This window comes from Acinetobacter brisouii (assembly GCF_008993995.1).
GTDB lineage: Bacteria > Pseudomonadota > Gammaproteobacteria > Pseudomonadales > Moraxellaceae > Acinetobacter > Acinetobacter brisouii_A.
This window is the reverse complement of sequence record NZ_BKNN01000003.1, coordinates 15,294-34,222: the sequence shown is the minus strand read 5'-3', so window position 1 is coordinate 34,222 and position 18,929 is coordinate 15,294. Positions and strand designations below refer to the sequence as shown.

Annotated in this window: 19 protein-coding genes and 1 pseudogene; 13 read left to right on the top strand and 7 right to left on the bottom strand. The window is 41.3% G+C overall.

The features are described from left to right. Window positions 1-28 precede the first annotated feature (28 nt). Window positions 29-1,310: pseudogene (locus GBN19_RS01675) on the bottom strand (MFS transporter). Between the two features lie 222 nt (window positions 1,311-1,532). On the opposite strand from GBN19_RS01675, the gene GBN19_RS01670 reads away from it, so the two are divergent. The 4 genes from GBN19_RS01670 to GBN19_RS01655 all read left to right on the top strand — a co-directional run bounded on the left by GBN19_RS01670 (window position 1,533) and on the right by GBN19_RS01655 (window position 3,752). Next, a complete protein-coding gene (locus GBN19_RS01670) occupies window positions 1,533-2,393 on the top strand; it encodes an alpha/beta hydrolase family protein (protein WP_151776923.1) in 861 nt (286 codons plus the stop codon). Between the two features lie 122 nt (window positions 2,394-2,515). After that, complete coding sequence (gene rpmI / locus GBN19_RS01665; RefSeq protein ID WP_001096359.1) at window positions 2,516-2,710, top strand: 50S ribosomal protein L35; 195 nt, start codon at window positions 2,516-2,518, stop codon at window positions 2,708-2,710. A gap of 12 nt (window positions 2,711-2,722) precedes the next feature. Beyond that, on the top strand, window positions 2,723-3,082 hold the full coding sequence (gene rplT / locus GBN19_RS01660) for a 50S ribosomal protein L20 (protein WP_000124858.1): 360 nt from the start codon (window positions 2,723-2,725) through the stop codon (window positions 3,080-3,082). Between the two features lie 112 nt (window positions 3,083-3,194). Beyond that, a complete protein-coding gene (locus GBN19_RS01655; RefSeq protein WP_151776922.1) occupies window positions 3,195-3,752 on the top strand; it encodes an NADAR family protein in 558 nt (185 codons plus the stop codon). Between the two features lie 40 nt (window positions 3,753-3,792). Here GBN19_RS01655 and GBN19_RS01650 read toward each other — a convergent pair whose 3' ends face one another. Both GBN19_RS01650 and GBN19_RS01645 read right to left on the bottom strand, forming a co-directional pair. Continuing rightward, window positions 3,793-4,263 (bottom strand): hypothetical protein, encoded by a 471-nt coding sequence (locus GBN19_RS01650; RefSeq protein WP_151710904.1) that lies wholly within the window; start codon window positions 4,261-4,263, stop codon window positions 3,793-3,795. Between the two features lie 128 nt (window positions 4,264-4,391). Further along, on the bottom strand, window positions 4,392-5,444 hold the full coding sequence (locus GBN19_RS01645) for a hypothetical protein (RefSeq protein ID WP_151776921.1): 1,053 nt from the start codon (window positions 5,442-5,444) through the stop codon (window positions 4,392-4,394). A 156-nt stretch (window positions 5,445-5,600) separates the two neighbouring features. Between GBN19_RS01645 and pheS the strand changes: the two genes are divergently transcribed. The 3 genes from pheS to GBN19_RS01630 all read left to right on the top strand — a co-directional run bounded on the left by pheS (window position 5,601) and on the right by GBN19_RS01630 (window position 9,399). Further along, window positions 5,601-6,581: a phenylalanine--tRNA ligase subunit alpha gene (gene pheS / locus GBN19_RS01640; RefSeq protein ID WP_111893152.1), complete on the top strand. Its 981-nt coding sequence runs from the start codon at window positions 5,601-5,603 to the stop codon at window positions 6,579-6,581. A gap of 140 nt (window positions 6,582-6,721) precedes the next feature. Then, window positions 6,722-9,103 carry a phenylalanine--tRNA ligase subunit beta gene (gene pheT / locus GBN19_RS01635; protein ID WP_151776920.1) on the top strand — a complete coding sequence of 794 codons (2,382 nt, stop codon included), beginning with the start codon at window positions 6,722-6,724 and terminating at the stop codon, window positions 9,101-9,103. Beyond that, window positions 9,100-9,399: an integration host factor subunit alpha gene (locus tag GBN19_RS01630; protein WP_151710908.1), complete on the top strand. Its 300-nt coding sequence runs from the start codon at window positions 9,100-9,102 to the stop codon at window positions 9,397-9,399. The genes pheT and GBN19_RS01630 overlap by 4 nt, the downstream gene beginning before the upstream one ends. A 44-nt stretch (window positions 9,400-9,443) precedes the next feature. Here the strand turns inward: GBN19_RS01630 and GBN19_RS01625 are convergent, their stop codons facing one another. Then, a complete protein-coding gene (locus GBN19_RS01625; protein WP_228271187.1) occupies window positions 9,444-10,496 on the bottom strand; it encodes an SDR family oxidoreductase in 1,053 nt (350 codons plus the stop codon). A 73-nt stretch (window positions 10,497-10,569) separates the two neighbouring features. On the opposite strand from GBN19_RS01625, the gene GBN19_RS01620 reads away from it, so the two are divergent. After that, window positions 10,570-10,932, top strand: a complete 363-nt coding sequence (locus GBN19_RS01620; RefSeq protein WP_151776919.1) for a MerR family transcriptional regulator — start codon at window positions 10,570-10,572, stop codon at window positions 10,930-10,932. A 62-nt stretch (window positions 10,933-10,994) separates the two neighbouring features. On the opposite strand, the gene GBN19_RS01615 is transcribed toward GBN19_RS01620, so the two are convergent. From GBN19_RS01615 to trxA, 3 genes are all read right to left on the bottom strand, one after another. Then, window positions 10,995-11,237, bottom strand: a complete 243-nt coding sequence (locus GBN19_RS01615; RefSeq protein ID WP_151710122.1) for a hypothetical protein — start codon at window positions 11,235-11,237, stop codon at window positions 10,995-10,997. 407 nt (window positions 11,238-11,644) lie between these two features. Beyond that, entirely contained in the window at window positions 11,645-12,907 is a 1,263-nt protein-coding gene (gene rho, locus GBN19_RS01610; protein ID WP_111893146.1) for a transcription termination factor Rho, read from the bottom strand. A 302-nt stretch (window positions 12,908-13,209) separates the two neighbouring features. Further along, window positions 13,210-13,533 carry a thioredoxin gene (gene trxA, locus GBN19_RS01605; RefSeq protein ID WP_151710120.1) on the bottom strand — a complete coding sequence of 108 codons (324 nt, stop codon included), beginning with the start codon at window positions 13,531-13,533 and terminating at the stop codon, window positions 13,210-13,212. Window positions 13,534-13,810: 277 nt separating this feature from the next. Between trxA and ppx the strand changes: the two genes are divergently transcribed. Genes ppx through GBN19_RS01580 form a run of 5 tightly spaced genes read left to right on the top strand, consistent with a single transcriptional unit; the run spans window position 13,811 to window position 18,922 of the window. Next, a complete protein-coding gene (gene ppx, locus GBN19_RS01600; protein ID WP_151776918.1) occupies window positions 13,811-15,331 on the top strand; it encodes an exopolyphosphatase in 1,521 nt (506 codons plus the stop codon). Between the two features lie 35 nt (window positions 15,332-15,366). After that, complete coding sequence (locus tag GBN19_RS01595; protein ID WP_151776917.1) at window positions 15,367-16,191, top strand: acetyl-CoA carboxylase carboxyltransferase subunit alpha; 825 nt, start codon at window positions 15,367-15,369, stop codon at window positions 16,189-16,191. Beyond that, window positions 16,128-17,483, top strand: a complete 1,356-nt coding sequence (tilS, locus tag GBN19_RS01590; RefSeq protein WP_151776916.1) for a tRNA lysidine(34) synthetase TilS — start codon at window positions 16,128-16,130, stop codon at window positions 17,481-17,483. Before GBN19_RS01595 ends, tilS begins: the two co-directional genes overlap by 64 nt. Window positions 17,484-17,497: 14 nt before the next feature. Further along, window positions 17,498-18,337 (top strand): pyrroline-5-carboxylate reductase, encoded by an 840-nt coding sequence (gene proC / locus GBN19_RS01585; protein ID WP_171492603.1) that lies wholly within the window; start codon window positions 17,498-17,500, stop codon window positions 18,335-18,337. Window positions 18,338-18,355: 18 nt separating this feature from the next. Next, entirely contained in the window at window positions 18,356-18,922 is a 567-nt protein-coding gene (locus tag GBN19_RS01580) for a YggT family protein (protein ID WP_151710115.1), read from the top strand. Window positions 18,923-18,929: the final 7 nt, after the last annotated feature.

Below are 18,929 nucleotides of genomic sequence, written 5' to 3'. Positions count from 1 at the left end.
TCAGAGGTCATTTTTTATGGTTTATGCTTCATGCTTCATCTGAAAGGGCTTTTTGTTCATCATGCCCTTGATTAATATCGACACCAAAAAGCTCACTGGTCTTGATCCAGCTTAAGACCACAACACCGAGCGTCATGCAGCCGCCAAAAATGGTGGCAGTAATGGTTCCCATATATTTTGCAGTCAATCCTGATTCAAAAGCACCGAGTTCATTACTGCTCGATACAAACATACCATTCACCGCAGCAACACGACCTCGCATATTTTCAGGTGGATAGAGTTGCAAAATGGTTTGGCGAATGACCACGGAAATACTGTCACATGCACCCGTCATCATGAGTGCGAATAATGAGAGCCACATATAATTTGAGAATGCAAAGATTAAGGTGAATACCCCAAATCCTGCAACAGCCAGCAACATATTACGCCAAGCGTGTTGTGTTGGTGGAAAGCGGGTTAAAATAATCATGGTGAAGAGTGCGCCAATTGATGGCGCAGCACGTAATAAACCCAAACCTTCAGGCCCTGTTTTTAAAATATCAGATGCAAAAATGGGTAAGAGTGCCACCACGCCACCAAATAAAACGGAGACCAAATCCAGTGAAATCGCCCAAAGGACAATTTTGGTATTCCAGATAAAGCGGAAACCTTCTTGCATACTTGACCAAAGATCTGCTTTTTCCATGGCAGGAAATTCACGTTTTTGCAGAATATTAACCAAGCAGAAGCAAATAAACATCAGTAGCGCAACACTCAGTAAACTGGTTTCACGACCTAAACCTGCCAACATGAAACCGCCGAGCATTGGGCCTAAGATGACACCGCTTTGCCAACCAATGGTCGTCCAAGTTGCACCATTGGTATATAACTCACGAGGAATAAGAAACGGTTTGAGTGACGTTGCAGCAGGAGAGTAAAAACCACGAATAACCCCAAAACAGAAAATAACGCTGTAGATTCCCCATTTGAGTAGTTCAATAGAAAGTTGATTTGAATCAAAACGGTAAAATAATGTCCACAAAACCAAAGGTAATGGGAAGGAGAAAAATAAACAGATTTTCATAATGGTCTGTTTATTGAATTTGTCAGCAAAATAACCACCCCATAAAGACAGGGTAATAAATGGGATTGCTTCCGCTAGACCGATCATCCCGAGGGTCAGCGGGTCTTTGGTAATTTGGTAGAGGCTGTACCCGACAATCACTTCCTGAATGAGAATGCCAAGCGTAAGTAAGACAAAGTTGATTTATGGTAATAATAGTGAAATCACGATAGCGAAGTGCAGCAAAAGCATCCTGTTTTGTGTGCATGATCTTAGAAAGTAAGTTGAGTAAAGAATTCAAGTATAGCGAGATTTAATCAATATTACTCTCGTAATTTGAGATTTTACTTATTGAATATGGTGTAAAATCTTATAAATTTTTAAGATAAATTAATCATAAAAATAAGGTGACTGAGTGGCACAAGTTTTGAATTAGTTATTTGACGCTTGGATATTTTATAGTGAATTTTCATGAATAGAGTACACGCTGATGATCCAACCTGAAAAAGTTCATCTGTATTGCCGAGATGGTTATTGCTTGACAGGATCTTTCTATCAACATCAATCATCTGTGCCGACTTTACCCATTCTGATCTGTCCTGCAACAGGTATTCGTCAGCGATTTTATCAAGCGTTTGCAACTTGGTTATTTGAACAGGGTTATGATGTTTTATGTTTTGATTTTCGTGGGATCGGGGAATCTTTACATGGAAAACTCAAAGACTCTCAAGCCAGTATTCAAGATTGGGGCATGCTGGATATTCCTGCGGCAATTGATTACTTGCTGCAACGAACCCAGAAATCACAAGTTTTGATGATTGGGCACAGTGCAGGTGGGCAATTGCTCGGTGTTGTACCTAATTACCATCGGGTGGCAAAGCTTGTGGCTGTGGCAGGCTCAACAGGTTATGTCAAAGGCTTAAGCGGTCAAACCAAGTGGTTCGCTCCTGTGATGTTTAACGTATTGTTTCCATTTTCAAGCCAGTTATTTGGTTATGGCGCAAGCCGATGGATTGGTATGGGTGAAAATCTACCCAAAGCGGTTGCACGGCAGTGGCGAGAGTTCTGTAGCCAAGCGGGATATATTGAAAATGCGTTGGGGAAAAGTATTTTTCATGACTTTCATGACAAGATTCAAATTCCGATGACTGCAATCCATGCAATAGATGATGAAATTGCGACGAAAACCAATGTAGAAGACCTGTTGCGGTTATATCCGAATGCTCAAAAGAAGCGTATCGAATTGGCACCAAATGAATGGCAACATCAAGAAATTGGACACATGGCATGGTTTAAACGGAGCCACCAAAACCTATGGCCGCTTGTGCTGAAAGAATTGCAAGATCATTGACAAAATTAGCGAGGGAAATGCTTTTGTTTTGAGCAGAGTTGCTATAAAATACCGCCTTCCTTACCTGCAGGTCGTTATTGCAATGGTGCAAACGTGCCGAACAGGTGCTTAAAGAGGTTGTTATGGCTAAGTTAAAAACTCGCCGTGGTGCAGCTAAACGTTTCAAAGCGACTGCTAACGGTTTCAAGCGTAAACAAGCGTTCAAACGCCACATTTTGACCAAAAAATCTGCTAAGCGTATTCGTCAGTTGCGCGGCTGTGTAATGGTTCACGTGAGTGACGTTGCTTCAGTTCGTCGTATGTGCCCATACATCTAAGGAGATTTATAAATGGCTCGTGTAAAACGTGGTGTAGTGGCTCATCGTCGTCACAAAAAAATTCTCGCTCGTGCTAAAGGTTACTATGGTGCTCGTTCACGCGTTTATCGCGTAGCGTTCCAAGCGGTAATCAAAGCTGGTCAATACGCTTACCGTGACCGTCGTCAGAAAAAACGTCAATTCCGTGCTCTATGGATTGCGCGTATCAACGCTGGTGCTCGTCAAAACGGCTTGTCTTACAGCCGCATGATCGATGGCTTGAAAAAAGCTCAAGTGATCATCGACCGTCGCGTGTTAGCTGACATCGCTATGCATGATGCAGTTGCTTTCGCTGCTTTAGCTGAAAAAGCTAAAGGTGCTTTAGCTGCATAAGCTTAGAGATTCAAAAAAGACCGCATTTGCGGTCTTTTTTATTGGTTAAAATAATCAGAATATAAGTTCAACCTGAGTTTCTTTGGGTTCGTCTAAAATGAGAATAAACAAAATGAATGATCATGGTTTTTTAGAACAATTAATACAATCCCGACAACAAGGGAAAAAATTTAAATATCTCTGCTTTTGGGGACATACATCCAAAGATCCAAAGATTGTTGATAAAAGCTGTTTGAGCCAGTGGTATCCGAGTGCATTTGAGCTTGATGGTATTCATTATGCAACCGCAGAGCATTATATGATGGCGCAAAAAGCCAAATTATTTGCAGATGATGTGGTTTTTGAAAAAATTTTGGCATCGGGACACCCGAATCAGGCCAAAAAACTGGGTCGTTTGGTCAAAGACTACGATGAAACTGTTTGGTTGGCGCATCGTTTTGAGATTGTCGTGCAGGGAAGTATTGCTAAATTCTCTCAGCACGCTGCGCTAAAAGATTTCTTGTTGGCAACAGGTGAGCGGGTTTTGGTTGAAGCATCACTCGTTGACAAGATTTGGGGGATTGGCTTGGCACAAGACGATGAAAAAGCTGAATATCCAGAAAAATGGCAGGGTTTAAACCTACTTGGTTTTGCACTGATGCAGGCAAGAACACATTTACAGTCGATCTGATCAATTGAATGGCGCAGTTTGGAAACTGCGCCATTCAAATCTATTTATTAATCGCAATAATTTTAATGCTGACTTTCTTGCAACTTTTATCTAAGCAAAATCCTGAAAACCAAAGTTCTCCACTTTCACCAATCATGATGCCCTGTGTATTGGCGAACACATTTTCATATTTTTGCGCTTGAATCACGTTGACCAACATTGGGTCGAAAATGTCATCATAACGTTTCAGCAGCTCTTGAGCAGATTTAAAAGTGATCTTTTTACCTTCTAGATTAATTTTGATCGGGTAATGAATCATGCTTGCGACTTTGGTTTTTTCTCGTTCTTGCGTAGCGGCTTGAAAATCTTTTAGAAATTTTTGATAAGACGCATGTTCACCATACAGAAAATCAAGTCGTTGATTAACTTCATGGGTATTGTTGGCAGGTTCAGTTTGTGCCCAACTTACGATGGGTAAGCTTAATCCGATCACTAAGCTCAAACTGCTTAAAATACGGAGATTGATCTTCATGGTTTTATCCTTAATCGCCACTTAGAAAGCATTGAAAATATATATTTATAATTGTTTAAAATTAAAAAGAGGTTAATACATGAAAAAAGATGGGTCAATCCTGTAGATATTCCCATCGGATTGATATTTTAAAAACCAAAATAATATGCCAAAGCGCAAATCAAGACGGTGATGATCACTAAAGCGGCAACATTTTTATTGGAAATCTGATGCTTGTGAGGCTCTGTCGCTGTAGATTTATTCAAATTTAGATTGGCATAACTTTGAGCTTGAGGTATCGCTGCAGATGTTTCAAATGGTGTTTCAGGTTCGATGATTTTACGCTGTGCGGTCTGATAATGATTTGCGGTTTTAACAATAAATTTGCTGAATAAATCGTCCAGTTTTGTCGAGAAATGTTTTAATGCACGTTGTTCATCGACAGATGCAAAAGCTTGATTTTCTTCACTTTGAATTTTAGCCTGTTCAGCTAAATCAAGTTCAAGCGCTTCAAGTTTTAGTAATAATTCATTGCTTAGGGTTGCTTGATATTGTGCAGGGAGGAGCGCGGATTTTGCTTCAGCATCAAGATTAATCTTTTGTGGTTGAGTCAGGTTAAAGCCTGTGTAATGTTGTTCAATGAAGCGTTGTTGCAGTACATTTTGCGCATAAGTTGTGTTAAACAATTCCTGAGTCAGATATTGCTGAATGCGCTCCCATTCAGGGGCTTGTAAATCAGCCTGAATTTTTTTGTAGAGTTTGCTATTGAGCTCAAAATTCCATAACGTTTCTTGGCGAGTTGAGCTTTTCTGAGCATCTGGAATCACAAATTCCTGTTCGGTATTCAACCATTCAGCCAGTTCATTGCCAAAGACCCACGCGGTTTTTTTCTTGTCATGATGGCTGACAATAAAATGCGAATAGGGAAGTAATTCAATGTTTGGATTTGGATTTTTTTCATCGTTGAGCATGCTTGAAGCATGTAGGCTCAGGCGAGTTGCTCCCTGTTTTTTCAGATGTTCTAGCCAAATTTGAAAATGCTGGGCAAGCAAATGCTGTGACATCAAATCACGAAACGCAAAAACATGCTCATCAAAAATGGGAAGCTCTCGCCACTGTTGCACACTCAGACCATGAGACAAATATTCATTGCCATAAGTCACTAAAGTCAGTTGTTGTTTCCAAATTGGGTCGAGTGCCATAGTGTTTCTCAGTATTGCGATCACAATATCTTATACTTTTTACAAATCAGGATGGTATTAGAATTTTCATCGTGTGTAAGTCTCATCAACACGCACAAAAGCTGTTAGAATGACAAGTTTAATTTATTTTTTAACATCGATGCTTTGAGAGAAATTATGTCACTGGAAGCCCTGACCACTGAAGCGCTGGATGCAATTGCTGCAGCTCAAGATCTTGCTACACTTGACCAAGTACGAGTGCAGTTTACAGGTAAAAAGAGTCAGCTTGCAGAGCAGTCAAAATCCTTAGGGAAAATGGATCCTGAACAACGTAAAGTTGAAGGTGCAAAAATTCACGCAGTTCGTGAAGCAATCAACAATGCTTTGACTGAGCGCCAAACTGTATTACAACAACAAGCACTGAATGCTAAATTGGCCAGTGAAACTATCGACATTACCTTGCCGGGTCGTGGTCAAAGCATGGGAAGTCTTCATCCTGTGACTCAGGTTCAAGAACGTATTTGTCAGTTCTTTACCAAAGCTGGTTTTACAGTTGCAACTGGCCCAGAAGTTGAAGACGATTATCATAACTTTGAAGCACTGAACATTCCGGGGCATCACCCTGCACGTGCCATGCACGATACTTTCTATTTTGATGCATCGCATTTGCTACGTACCCATACTTCTGGTGTGCAAATCCGTACCATGGAAACGTCGCAGCCGCCGATTCGTATCGTGTGTCCCGGTCGTGTTTACCGCTGTGACTCTGACCAAACTCACTCGCCAATGTTCCATCAAATCGAAGGTTTATATGTGGCTGAAAACACCAGTTTTGCTGAATTGAAAGGCTTGTTGGTTAACTTGCTGAATGAATTCTTTGAAAAAGATTTGAAAGTGCGTTTCCGTCCATCTTACTTCCCATTCACTGAGCCAAGTGCCGAAGTAGACATTATGGATGAGCGTGGTCGTTGGTTAGAAGTGTTGGGTTGTGGCATGGTGCACCCAAATGTGCTGAGCGCAGCAGGGATTGATCCTGAAAAATATAAAGGTTTTGCCTTTGGTTTGGGTGTAGAGCGTTTTGCGATGTTGCGTTATGGCATCAATGACTTGCGTATGTTCTACCAAAATGATGTGCGTTTCTTACGCCAATTTGCTTAAAACAGATTTTTTTAAAATCCTCTCCTAGCCTCTCCTTTAAAAAAAGAGAGGGATTCCATACAAAAGAATGGAATGTTCTGACCTTGTGGAAGTTGGGCTAGTGAGGGTGAAAGATTGTAGATATATAGGTTTTTTACGAAATGAAAATTAGCGAAAATTGGTTGCGTACGTGGGTCAACCCAGCAATTGATAGCGATACATTGTCTGATCAGCTCACCATGCTGGGTTTGGAAGTCGATGAACTTGCACCTGTAGCCAAAGCATTTACGGGCGTTGTCGTTGGTGAAGTCCTGACTGTAGAACAACACCCAGATGCGGATCGTTTACGTGTGACTACTGTGAACATCGGTTCGGGCGAGCCATTGCAAATCGTATGTGGTGCGCCAAACGTGCGTGTAGGTATGAAAGCCCCTGTTGCAACTGTAGGTGCTGTCTTGCCAGGTGATTTTAAAATCAAAAAAGGCAAGCTTCGTGGCATTGAATCACATGGCATGTTGTGTGGTGCTTCAGAAATTGACCTTGAAGATAAAATTGATGGTTTGCTAGAGCTTCCTGAAGATGCCCCGATTGGTGTCAACATTCGTGAATATTTGAAACTTGATGACAATGTTATTGATATTTCAATCACGCCAAACCGTGGTGACTGTTTCAGTATTCGTGGCATTGCCCGTGAAATTGCGGTGATTAACCAGTTGGCAGTGACTCAACCTGAGATCAAGCCTGTTGCAGCAACCATTGCAGATGAAAAAGCGGTTGTTGTCACCACTCAGGGTGCACCACGTTATTTGGGTCGTGTGATTAAAAATGTTAACGTGAAAGCGGCAACTCCAGAATGGATGGAACAGGCTTTAACACGTTCAGGTGTGCGTACGCATAGCATCTTGGTCGACATCACTAATTATGTCTTGCTTGAATTGGGTCAGCCAATGCATGCGTTTGACTTGGCTAAACTTGAAGGTGCGGTACAGGTTCGTCAAGCCACAGCTCAAGAAAAACTTCAATTGTTGAATGAACAAGAAGTTGAGTTGAATGAAGATGTCATGGTCATTGCAGATGATGCAAAAACTTTGGCAATTGCAGGCATCATGGGTGGTTTGGCGTCAAGCGTGACCGATGACACTCAAGATATTTTCCTTGAAAGTGCTTTCTTTAGCCCACTTGCCATTGCAGGACGTGCGCGCCGTTTTGGTTTACATACCGATTCATCTCAGCGTTTTGAACGTGGCGTAGACTTTGAATTACCAATCTTGGCGATGAATCGTGCTTCACAATTGATTCAACAGCTTGCAGGTGGTGAATTTGGCCCTGTCACTGTGGCTGAGCAAGTAGCACTATTGCCAAAACGTGAAGCGATTGAATTGAACCAAGCTCAGGTTGATCAATTGTTGGGTTATTCTGTAGCAAGTGACTTTATTACCGATGCTTTAACGCGTCTAGGCTGTGCAGTTACAGTGAAAGCACAGGGTGAATGGTCAGTTGTACCACCATCGCATCGTTATGACATGGCGATTTACCAAGATTTGATTGAAGAAGTGGCACGTATTCACGGCTATGACAACATTCAAATCAGCTTGCCTAAAATTGATGTACAACTTGCGAAATACCAAGATCGTTTTGAATTGGCTCAATTGCGTCAAACTGTGGCGACTTTGGGTTATCAAGAAGCGATTAGTTTTAGTTTTGCTGACTTGAAACTGGAAAAACAGCTTAATCCAAATGTTCAACCGCTGGCATTGGCAAACCCAATTTCAAGCGACTTGGCTGTGATGCGTAGCACATTGTTGTCGAGCTTGATTCCTTGTGTTCAGTACAACTTGAACCGTCAGCAAAACCGTGTGCGTTTCTTCGAGCTTGGCTTGCGTTTTGATTATCAAAATGCATCTAATATTGATGAATTAAAACAAATTCCAACATTAGCGTTAATTGCGGTGGGTTCACGTACGCCAGAACAGTGGCATGTGAAAACTCAGCCAATGGATTTCTTCGACCTGAAAGGTGAGGTTGAGCAAATTCTTGCGGCTGGACGTATTAGGGTTGAATACCAACGTTCGTCTCGTGAGTGGTTACACCCAGGACAATCTGCTGAAATCGTGGTCGATGGTCAGTCAATTGGTTACTTGGGTCGTTTGCATCCATCATTGGAAAATGAGTTGGATTTAGGCACAACTTGGGTGGCTGAACTCGATCAAACGGCTATTTTGCAATCTTATGTATCTAATTTTACAGAATTATCACGTTTTCCGTCGGTTAGACGTGATATTGCGCTTTTAATTGATGATAAGATTGAGGTAAAAGAGATTCAGCAGTTAATTCAACAAACTGGTGGAGAGCTGCTTGATTCAACATGGTTGTTCGATGTCTACACTGGACAAGGTGTTGAAGATGGTAAGCGTTCGTTGGCATTTGCTCTGTTGTGGCAACATCCATCGAGAACACTAGAAGATGCTGAAATTAAGTCAGGTATGGATCACATCATTGAAGTGTTGCAAAACACTTATCAAGCAACATTGAGGGCGTCATGACAGCATTAACAAAAGCAGAAATGGCAGATCATTTGAGTGAGCTTACGAATCTAAACCGTCGTGAAGCAAAACAAATGGTTGAGCTATTCTTTGATGAAATTAGCCAAGCATTAATTGCAGGCGAACAAGTAAAACTTTCGGGGTTTGGAAACTTTGAACTACGTGACAAGCGTCAACGCCCTGGTCGTAATCCGAAAACTGGCGAAGAAATTCCGATTTCTGCACGCCGTGTAGTGACTTTCCGTGCGGGTCAAAAGTTCCGTCAACGTGTTGGAAATGAATCTGATCAAGATTAATTGAATTAATCTTGAATGAGTAAAGGGATGATTTAATCATCCCTTTATTTTTTTATAAATAATGCTGCTGTACCCAAGTCGTGCTTAGTTTCAGTTGTTCTTCTAATGATGTTTGTGTTGTATGGCAAGGATAGGATTGATCCAGTGCTTCGGTACGTAAAATCGAGCATTTCCCGAGATAGATTCAAGCGTTGAGCGAGAGCTTGCCATTTGAGTAATGTGGCGAGAATCGGCAATGGTATGCAAAAGCGAGGCGGTTGGATCTTAAGCTGCTGAGCAATTAATCTAACGGCATTGTGAAATGATAAATGCTGTGGATGTGCAAGTAAAAACTCTTGCCGATAACTGGATGGGTCTTTTAGGCATTGTGCAATACAGGCAACCACATCATCTACACTGACCCACGGTAAAATATGTTGGGCTGACCCAGGCAGTGCAAGCATTTTGCCTTGTGCAATCTGTTGAACAATCTGGGTGAATACTTGCTGCTCTGCTATTTCCCCTGTGCCAAACGCACCAATTAGCGTTGCTGGATGAATTACTGTCCAATCAAGTTGAAGTTGCTGAGCAAGGGCTAGGCTACGAAAATGCGCCTCAATTTTTGAAGCTTCATAGCTTCCTCGTTTTTTGTATATCTGTTGCCAGTTGGTTTGTAATGGGTTTATCAAGTTGACGCCACATTTTTGTAAGTGGGTTTTCAATGTCAGCATATAACCAGAAATGAGAATGATGCGTTGTAGCTGTGTGTGTTCTTTTAGCAATTGGATAAGGGCTAAACTGCCATCAACATTGGTCTTTTGAGCTTGTGTTGTAGTTAAATTCCATCCAAATAGAACACCCGTATGAATTAAGGTATCCACTTGAGCTAAATGCTGCCAATCTAAGCTAGATATTGCCAAATCTGTTTGTGATAAGTCACCCTGAATACAGCTTAAATGTGCAGTTTCACAGCCTTTCTCTTGTAGCCATCCACATAGAGCTGGCATTTGCTGTTCTGGATTGCGTAGTAGGGTAACGATATCTTGTTTTTGTTGTAGCAGCTTTAAAACGACGAATCGTCCTAAAAAGCCTGTTGCGCCTGTAACTAAAATCGCCATAATTTTTCCTGTAGGGTTGTTTTGCGATTTAACCTAAACTGTGGAGTACACTCTAAGGTCAAGAAGAATAATCATGCTGATTCATGCATTAAGTAAACGTGTTGGTCTAAGTCGAGATACACTGCGCTTTTATGAAAAATTGGGGTTAATCGAGTCCCAAAGAGCCGAGAATGGCTATCGACATTACACTGAACAAATGGTTTTTCGTTTGGAATTGATTCAGTTGGCGAAATCACTGGGATTTCAACTCAATGAAATTGCAGAACTGATTGGAATATTGTCACTACAACAACAGCTTTCGGTTGAGCAGTTACAGGAATCTTTGCAAGGCAAGTTAAAAGAGATTGATGATAAGTTGCAGCAATTACAGCGCTTAAAAGGATTGCTACAAGGTGTCTTGAGTCAACAGCTTTGTCCAATTGAATTAAACAGCTAGCAAAATTGAGCAAAAAAAAGAGAGTCGTTAGACTCTCTCTTTTTTCACTAAATTCAGAAGAATTAGTGAGCAGCTTCAGATGCAGCAGCTTCAGATGCAACTGGAGCAGCATCAGATGCAGCAGCAGTAGCTTCAGATGCAGCAGCAGTAGCTTCAGATGCAGCAGTAGTAGCTTCAGAAGCAGCAGCAGTAGCTTCAGATGCAGCAGCAGAAGCAGGAGCAGCTTCTTGAGTTTTCTTAGCACAACCAACGAAAGCTAAAGTTGTAACAACAGCAGCTGCGATAGCAATTTTTTTGAATAACATGGCATCACTCTCATAAATTAGAGACAAAAAAAACCTAAGCAAACTTGTTTGTGCTTTAATTATCCCTATACGTTCGATAGGTAACAACGCATGGAGCAAGTTTGCTGGCATGACAATATGCTATCACTGCACATATTGAATTACTACTACTGAATGAAAAAAAAACGCAAAAAAACGAGATTTTTAACCAGTTTCTTAACAGAAAATAACAATAAAAAATCAAATTACATTTAGATAAATGATGGAGTAACTATTGAAAAAAGCACAGACTTTTTTTTGATACGAAATGAATGAAAAAATGAGAAAAAATATATGCTAACAAATAAGTGAAAAGATTGTGAAGATATGTAAAGGTTGTCAACTTCAAGCCACTAAAAGCGTTAGTGGCTTGAAAATAACCGATTGAATTATTGTTTGCGCTTCATTTGCTCAAAAAAGTCATCATTGGTTTTGGTTTCTTTCATACGGTCTAACAAGAATTCCATTGCTGCTAGTTCATCCATTGGATGAAGCAGTTTACGTAAGATCCAAACTTTACGTAAATTATCTTCGCTCATTAGACGTTCTTCACGACGAGTTCCTGATTTTTTCAGGTTCATGGCAGGGAAGACGCGTTTTTCGGCAATGCGGCGATCTAGAGTAATTTCTTGGTTACCTGTACCTTTGAATTCTTCATAGATCACGTCATCCATCTTACTGCCTGTTTCAATCAATGCAGTTGAGATAATAGTCAGTGAACCACCTTCTTCAATGTTACGTGCAGCACCAAAGAAACGTTTTGGACGTTCAAGTGCATGAGCATCTACACCACCTGTCAAAACTTTGCCTGAAGATGGAATAACTGTGTTATAGGCACGTGCCAAACGTGTAATCGAATCGAGCAAAATGACGACATCTTTTTTATGCTCAACTAAACGTTTCGCTTTTTCGATCACCATTTCAGCAACTTGAACGTGACGAGCTGGAGATTCGTCAAATGTTGAAGCGACAACTTCACCACGCACGGTGCGTTCCATTTCGGTTACTTCTTCAGGGCGTTCATCAATCAGAAGGACAATCAGGAAAACTTCTGGGTTGTTACGAACAATTGACTGAGCAATGTTCTGAAGCAACATGGTTTTACCCGCTTTTGGCGGCGCGACGATAATCGAACGTTGACCTTTGCCGATTGGGGCAATTAAGTCAACAACACGAGCTGTAAGGTCTTCAGTTGTACCGTTACCAAGTTCCATGATCAATTGTTCAGTTGGAAACAATGGTGTTAAGTTCTCGAATAAAATCTTGTTACGCGAGTTTTCAGGCGTATCGTAGTTAATTTGATTAACTTTTAATAATGCAAAATAGCGTTCGCCTTCTTTGGGTGGGCGAATTGTTCCCGCGATTGTGTCGCCTGTACGTAAGTTAAAGCGACGAATTTGAGATGGGCTAACATAAATATCGTCAGGACCAGCAAGATAAGAGCCTGCTGCTGAACGTAAAAAACCAAAACCATCAGACAAAATTTCTAAAACACCATCGCCAAAGATTTCTTCACCGTTCATGGCGTGACGTTTTAAAATCGCGAAAATAATGTCTTGTTTACGGTTACGTGCCATCCCCTCAAGGCCCATAAACTCAGCAATTTTAATGAGTTCGCCAATCGGTTTTTTCTTGAGTTCAGTTAAATTCATAGGTGGTCAGTGTGTGTCGATGTAAGAACATCTAGAGTAACGATTTGGAAATAAATGCAAGAGTCAGCCGCATGCAATGAAAACTGCACAATAAACGCAGAGATCTGATTAGTTCATTGTTCGAAGATCAAAGTAAACAATTGCAGTGCCGAGCGGCGATCTTTTGTGTTGTGTTGCAAGAAAGGACTTGCTTAAGGCTTTGCCTTCCTTGAGCAATAAGAATATAAGTGACATCCAAGAAATTGTCAATTTTCCCCAAACAAAATACGCCTTTTTTTGCGTATTTTGTCGGATTTTTGCGATTAGATATTTTCGTCGATAAACGCTACTAGGCGTGAACGAGGTACAGCACCGACTTGTTGAGCAACAACTTCACCATTTTTAAACAATAGTAAAGCTGGAATGTTGCGGATGTTGTAGTTCACAGCAGTTGCTTCACAGCTCGTAACGTCAACTTTAACGACTTTTACTTTACCTTCGTATTCGCGAGATAAATCTTCTAGAACAGGAGCAATCGCTTTACAAGGACCACACCAACCTGCCCAAAAATCGACAAGTACAGGGGTTTCAGAATCTAGAACGTCAGTTTTGAAATCTGCGTCTGTGGTATTAACAAGGTTAGACATAGAAATGCTCCAATATGATCAGTTGTCAATCACTGTCTTTATTTATATTGATATATAAGTATTACACAGCTATTTTCAACATCATAGTCTGATGAATGATGCTATTTTCAAGGCTTGCCGATTTTTTGTCTAATGGAACATCACGATAGATTTTATCGATGATGGCAATAATCATGAAAATCTAGAGAAAAACTGGTGGTTCAGTGGGTAAAGCGCTTTTCAATTTGCAATGAGTGAATTACTCTAGGCAACAATTAAGTTTGATTTGTAATGCACAATGTCTGATTTTCTGATTGATGAAGAATTGCTCGCTGCAATTGATATGGGGTCAAACAGCTTTCATTTAGCGATTGCCCGTGTAGACCACGGTGAGGTGAAGAAAGTTGTTTCAATGTCGGAAAAGGTACAGCTTGCTGCTGGATTGGATGAAAATAAGAATTTAACCGAAGCCGCGCAGCAGCGTGGCTTAGCATGTCTAGCACGTTTTGTTGGTCGTTTAAGTTCGGTGCAGCCAAATCGTTTGCGAATTGTCGCAACCAATGCTTTACGCCAAGCCAAAAATGGACATGACTTTATTCAGCAAGCTGCTGAAATTTTACCTAAACCGATTGAAATTATTGCGGGTCGTGAAGAAGCACGTCTAATTTATTTAGGTGTGTCACATACTATGGCGAATGGTGGGCGTCGTCTTGTGGTCGATATTGGTGGTGGTTCGACTGAATTTATTATTGGTGAAGAATTTGAGCCACTTTATACAGAGTCCTTACAAATGGGCTGTGTGGCATTTACCAAGAAATATTTTGAAGATGGCGAAATTAATTATAAAAATTTCAATAAAGCCTTTGTGGCTGCTTGCAAAGAACTCTCAGCAATTGCCAACAGCTATAAATCTGAAGGTTGGGATACGGTTGTAGGTTCAAGCGGCACGATCAAAGCCTGTCGTCAAATTATGGTGAATATGGGCTGGAGCGATGAACAAGAAAGTGTTACGCGTGAAGGCTTGGAAAAACTCAAAGATAAATTGCTTAAATATAAGCATGTTTCTGAAATGGAGTTTGAAGGTCTAAAAGAAGATCGTCGAGCAGTTTTGCCAGCTGGGGTTGCGATTTTATATGCTGTCTTTGAAGTTTTGGACATTGACCGCTTGATGTATTCAGATGGTGCATTGCGTGAAGGTGTGATGTATGACTTGTTAGGTCGTTTCAAACATGAGGACATCCGTGATCGGAGTGTACAAGCTTTAATTGGTCGTTATAATGCAGATCCAAAACAGGCAGAACGTGTGGTAAAAACAGCACAGTTCTTGTTTGATTCTGTGGCTGATAAACTAAAATTAACCAATGAAGACAGTGACTTACTTCGTCGTTCGGCGTATTTACATGAGATTGGTTTAGCCATTAGTCACGGTGGTTATCATCGTCATGGGGCATATTTACTGCAACATTCTGACATTCCGGGCTTCTCGCAAATTGATCAAAATCATCTCTCTCATCTCGTGGCACACCATCGCCGTAAGTTGCGAAATGAAACCAAAATGGATGTTTTAAAAGTCGGTGGGCAGTCATTGGTCTATCTTTGTTTAATGCTGAGACTGGCAGTTTTACTCAATCATAGTCGTAGTGATCAGATGCTTCCTGCCATTGAATTAGAGGTCGTGGATGCGCAACAATGGCAATTAACTGTTTCTGGCGATGCGAAACAATGGCCATTACTGGTTGCCGATTTGCACGATGAGCAAGAGCAATTTAAGCATTGGGACATTGATTTGATCATTCAGTCGGAAAAATTTATCGATTAACTCGATTTGGTTAATTCAAGGATAATATTCGACCTATGAAAAATAAATCTGCTCAATCTCAAGCATGGAAAACTGTACAAATTGCACGTCATCCTGAGCGTCCACAGTTTTTAGACTATGCAAGTGAATTGTTTGATGAATTTGATACGTTGCATGGTGACCGTGTTTTCGGTGACGATGGTGCAATGATTGGTGGTTTGGCGCGCTTTGAAGGTCAACCTGTAATGGTGGTTGGTCAACATCGTGGTCGTACGACTCGTGAGCGTTTACAGCATAACTTCGGGATGTGTAATCCTGAGGGTTATCGTAAATCACAGCGTTTACTTGACCTTGCTGAGCGTTTTAACTTACCTGTATTTACCTTTATCGATACCATGGGTGCATACCCAGGTGTAGGCGCTGAAGAGCGTGGTCAAGCAGAAGCGATTGCAACAAGCCTTGCACAACTTTCTCGTTTGAAAGTACCTGTGATTGCCACTGTATTGGGTGAAGGTGGTTCTGGTGGTGCGTTGGGTATTGGCGTTGCTGACCGTGTGATCATGTTGTCACATAGTATCTATTCAGTGATTTCACCTGAAGGTTGTGCATCTATTTTGTGGAAAACTGCAGAAAAAGCAGAGCAAGCAAGTGAAGCTCTAGCATTAACTGCTGAAAAACTACAAAAAATTGGTATTGTTGAACATATCGTTGATGAAGGTGAAGGTGCACACCTAAACCCTGAACAAGTCATGGATAGCTTACGTGAAGTGCTTAAAGAGGCATTAGCGGAATTACAATCGATGGATGCTGAAGCACGATGCGAAGCTCGTTATCAACGTTTAATGAAATTTGGCAGCAACAACTTAGGTCTAGCATCTTAATAGATGCTGACCAGCATTTTTCAGATCGAAATTTTCTGATCGGATGTAGCGGCGGCATGGATTCCATGCTGCTGTTATATTTACTGCACTCGCTTTTTCCTCAGCGCGTTCGCGCTATCTATATTGACCATCAATTGCAAGAACCGAGTGCAACTTGGGCTAAAGTTGTGACAGATTTTTGTCGACAGCTTGATATAACATGTGTGGTTCAGTGTGTTGATGTAGCTTCGGGTAATCTTGAGCAACAAGCGCGCAATGCGCGTTACGCAGCATTTTTACAGCATAAGCAACCCAATGAAGTTTTAGTACTGGCCCATCATCAGCAGGATCAGGCTGAAACGGTCTTATTGCGCTTGTTGTCTGGTGCAGGTGTTGGCGGTTTGGCGGCAATGCGCCGAGTTGATATTCGTGATGATTTGACCATTTGGCGTCCTTTACTTGATCTTCCTCGTGAGCAGATTGAACAGTGGACACATGATTTACAGTTGAGTTATGTGACTGATCCAACCAATGCAGACCCACATTATGATCGGGCATGGTGTCGAACAGAACTGTGGGAGGTCTTACAACAACGCTTCCCTCAGATGCAATCTGCGCTGGCACGTAATGCTCAACTCATGCAAGATGCGGATGATATTTTGCAAGACGTAGTTCAGCAGGATTGGAAAAAGTGTGGGGATGGCTCTCATTTAAGCTTGAGTGTATTAGCGCAATTAACTACGGCACGACAACGACAGTTATTGTCTGTATGGATGAAAGGTGAACTGACTTATCGTCCAAGTTTGGATGCTGTGGAGCGTTTGCAACGTGAAGTCATTCAGTCAAAAGCCGATGCTCAAGCCTGTTTGTATATCAAGCCTTATTATTATGTTCGTTTTCAGAACGTGATCTATCGCTTAACAGCACAGGAATATTTGTGTAAGCAAACTGATCATCTTCCCATGCAGCAAACAATTACGTTGCATAAACACCAACCTATAGTGCTTGTTTCGGGGCAATATCAGTATGCGGAATGTGAATATGGTTTGTCTGCTGAATTGCTGAATACGACTTGCTTGCTGCATATGCGTCAAGGTGGAGAAAAGGTACATTTGCAGGGACGAGTTGGCGCATGGCCGCTGAAAAAGGCATTACAAGATGCACAAATTTTTCCTTGGTTACGTCATCGAGTGCAAATTTTGCTAAAAGATGATGTTATTCTAGGAGTATTTACCCCTCAAGGGTTTTGGCTTGCACAGTCGCGTTATTGTCAGTATGGCGGATGGCAGCCGAAACTTATTCATGAGCACTAAAAACATTGTTGAGTATGAGCATGAACAGCGCTTTAAATTGCAATATCAGTTTTATTGGTGGCGGAAATATGGCTCAAGCCTTGATTGGCGGGCTAATTTCACGCGGACTTTCAGAAAGTCAAATTCAAGTTGCAGATCCTGTTGAGCAAATTCGCTCAATTTTACAGGAAAAAAATATCGGTGTTTTTACTGATAATGCAAAAGCGATTGAAAATGCAGATGTTGTTGTTCTGGCAGTGAAGCCTCAAGTGCTGGCAAGCGTACTGCAACCATTACAGGGTTTATTTACAGATAAGCTGATTATTTCGATTGTTGCGGGTGTTACGATTGATACGATTGCAGCTTTGACAGGCACACAGCGTATTGTGCGTGTGATGCCGAATACACCCGCATTGGTACAAACAGGAGCACATGGCATGTATGCCGATGCTTCCGTCAGTCAGGAAGACCGCAATCTAACCACAAAGATTTTAGCTGCAACAGGTTTGGGGCTTTGGGTGAATACTGAAGCACAGATTGATGCGGTTACGGCTGTATCTGGTTCTGGACCTGCATACTTTTTCTATTTGATGGAAAGTATGATTCGTGCAGGTAAAAACTTGGGTTTAGATGAAAAAGTTGCGACAGCATTGACCTTACAAACAGCGTTAGGCGCAGCACAAATGGCTATTAGTAGTGACAAAACACCTGCTGAATTGCGTAAAAATGTGACTTCACCTAATGGTACAACGCAGGCAGCACTAGAAGTCTTTGATCGTGCGCAGATTTCACAAAATGTGCAGGCAGCTTTAGCTGCTGCTCAGAAACGCAGTCAAGAACTCGCTCAAGAACTCAGTGACAGTATTAAGAAATAAAGGTAGGAAAAGTAGCCGATGGGAATGACTTCGACGCTATTTGGTATTTTGATGAATGTCGCAATCTTGCTGGTATTCTTGAGATTCTTAATGCAATTAGCGATGGTAACGCCATATAACCCTGTAGTGTTATCTACGTTTAAAGCCACTAAAGCTGTAGATATATTCAGTCGTATTTTCCCCAATTTAGCAAAAGGGCGAGTAAATTCGGCTGCGTTGGTTTTATTGGTTATTTTATATTTGCTCAAGATTGTAGGAAGTGCATATTTGGCAGGGATATTGCCACACGGTGCATTGCATCTAGTGGTTTTGACTTTTATTACCATGATTCAAGATTTAATTACATTCTGCCGTTATTTAATTTTTGCCACGATTATTTTGGGGTGGGTGAGTTTATTTACTCAATCTAACTCACCTTATATTGAGGTGGTGAATGAGTTGGCAGAACCGTTACTTGCACCATTCCGTCGTATTTTACCCAATATGGGAATGATTGACTTATCTCCAATTTTAGCATTTTTGGCATTATATGTAGCTGAAGTGTTGATGAGTGAAGTTGCTAGAACATTATTGATTGGTCTATAAATCGAAA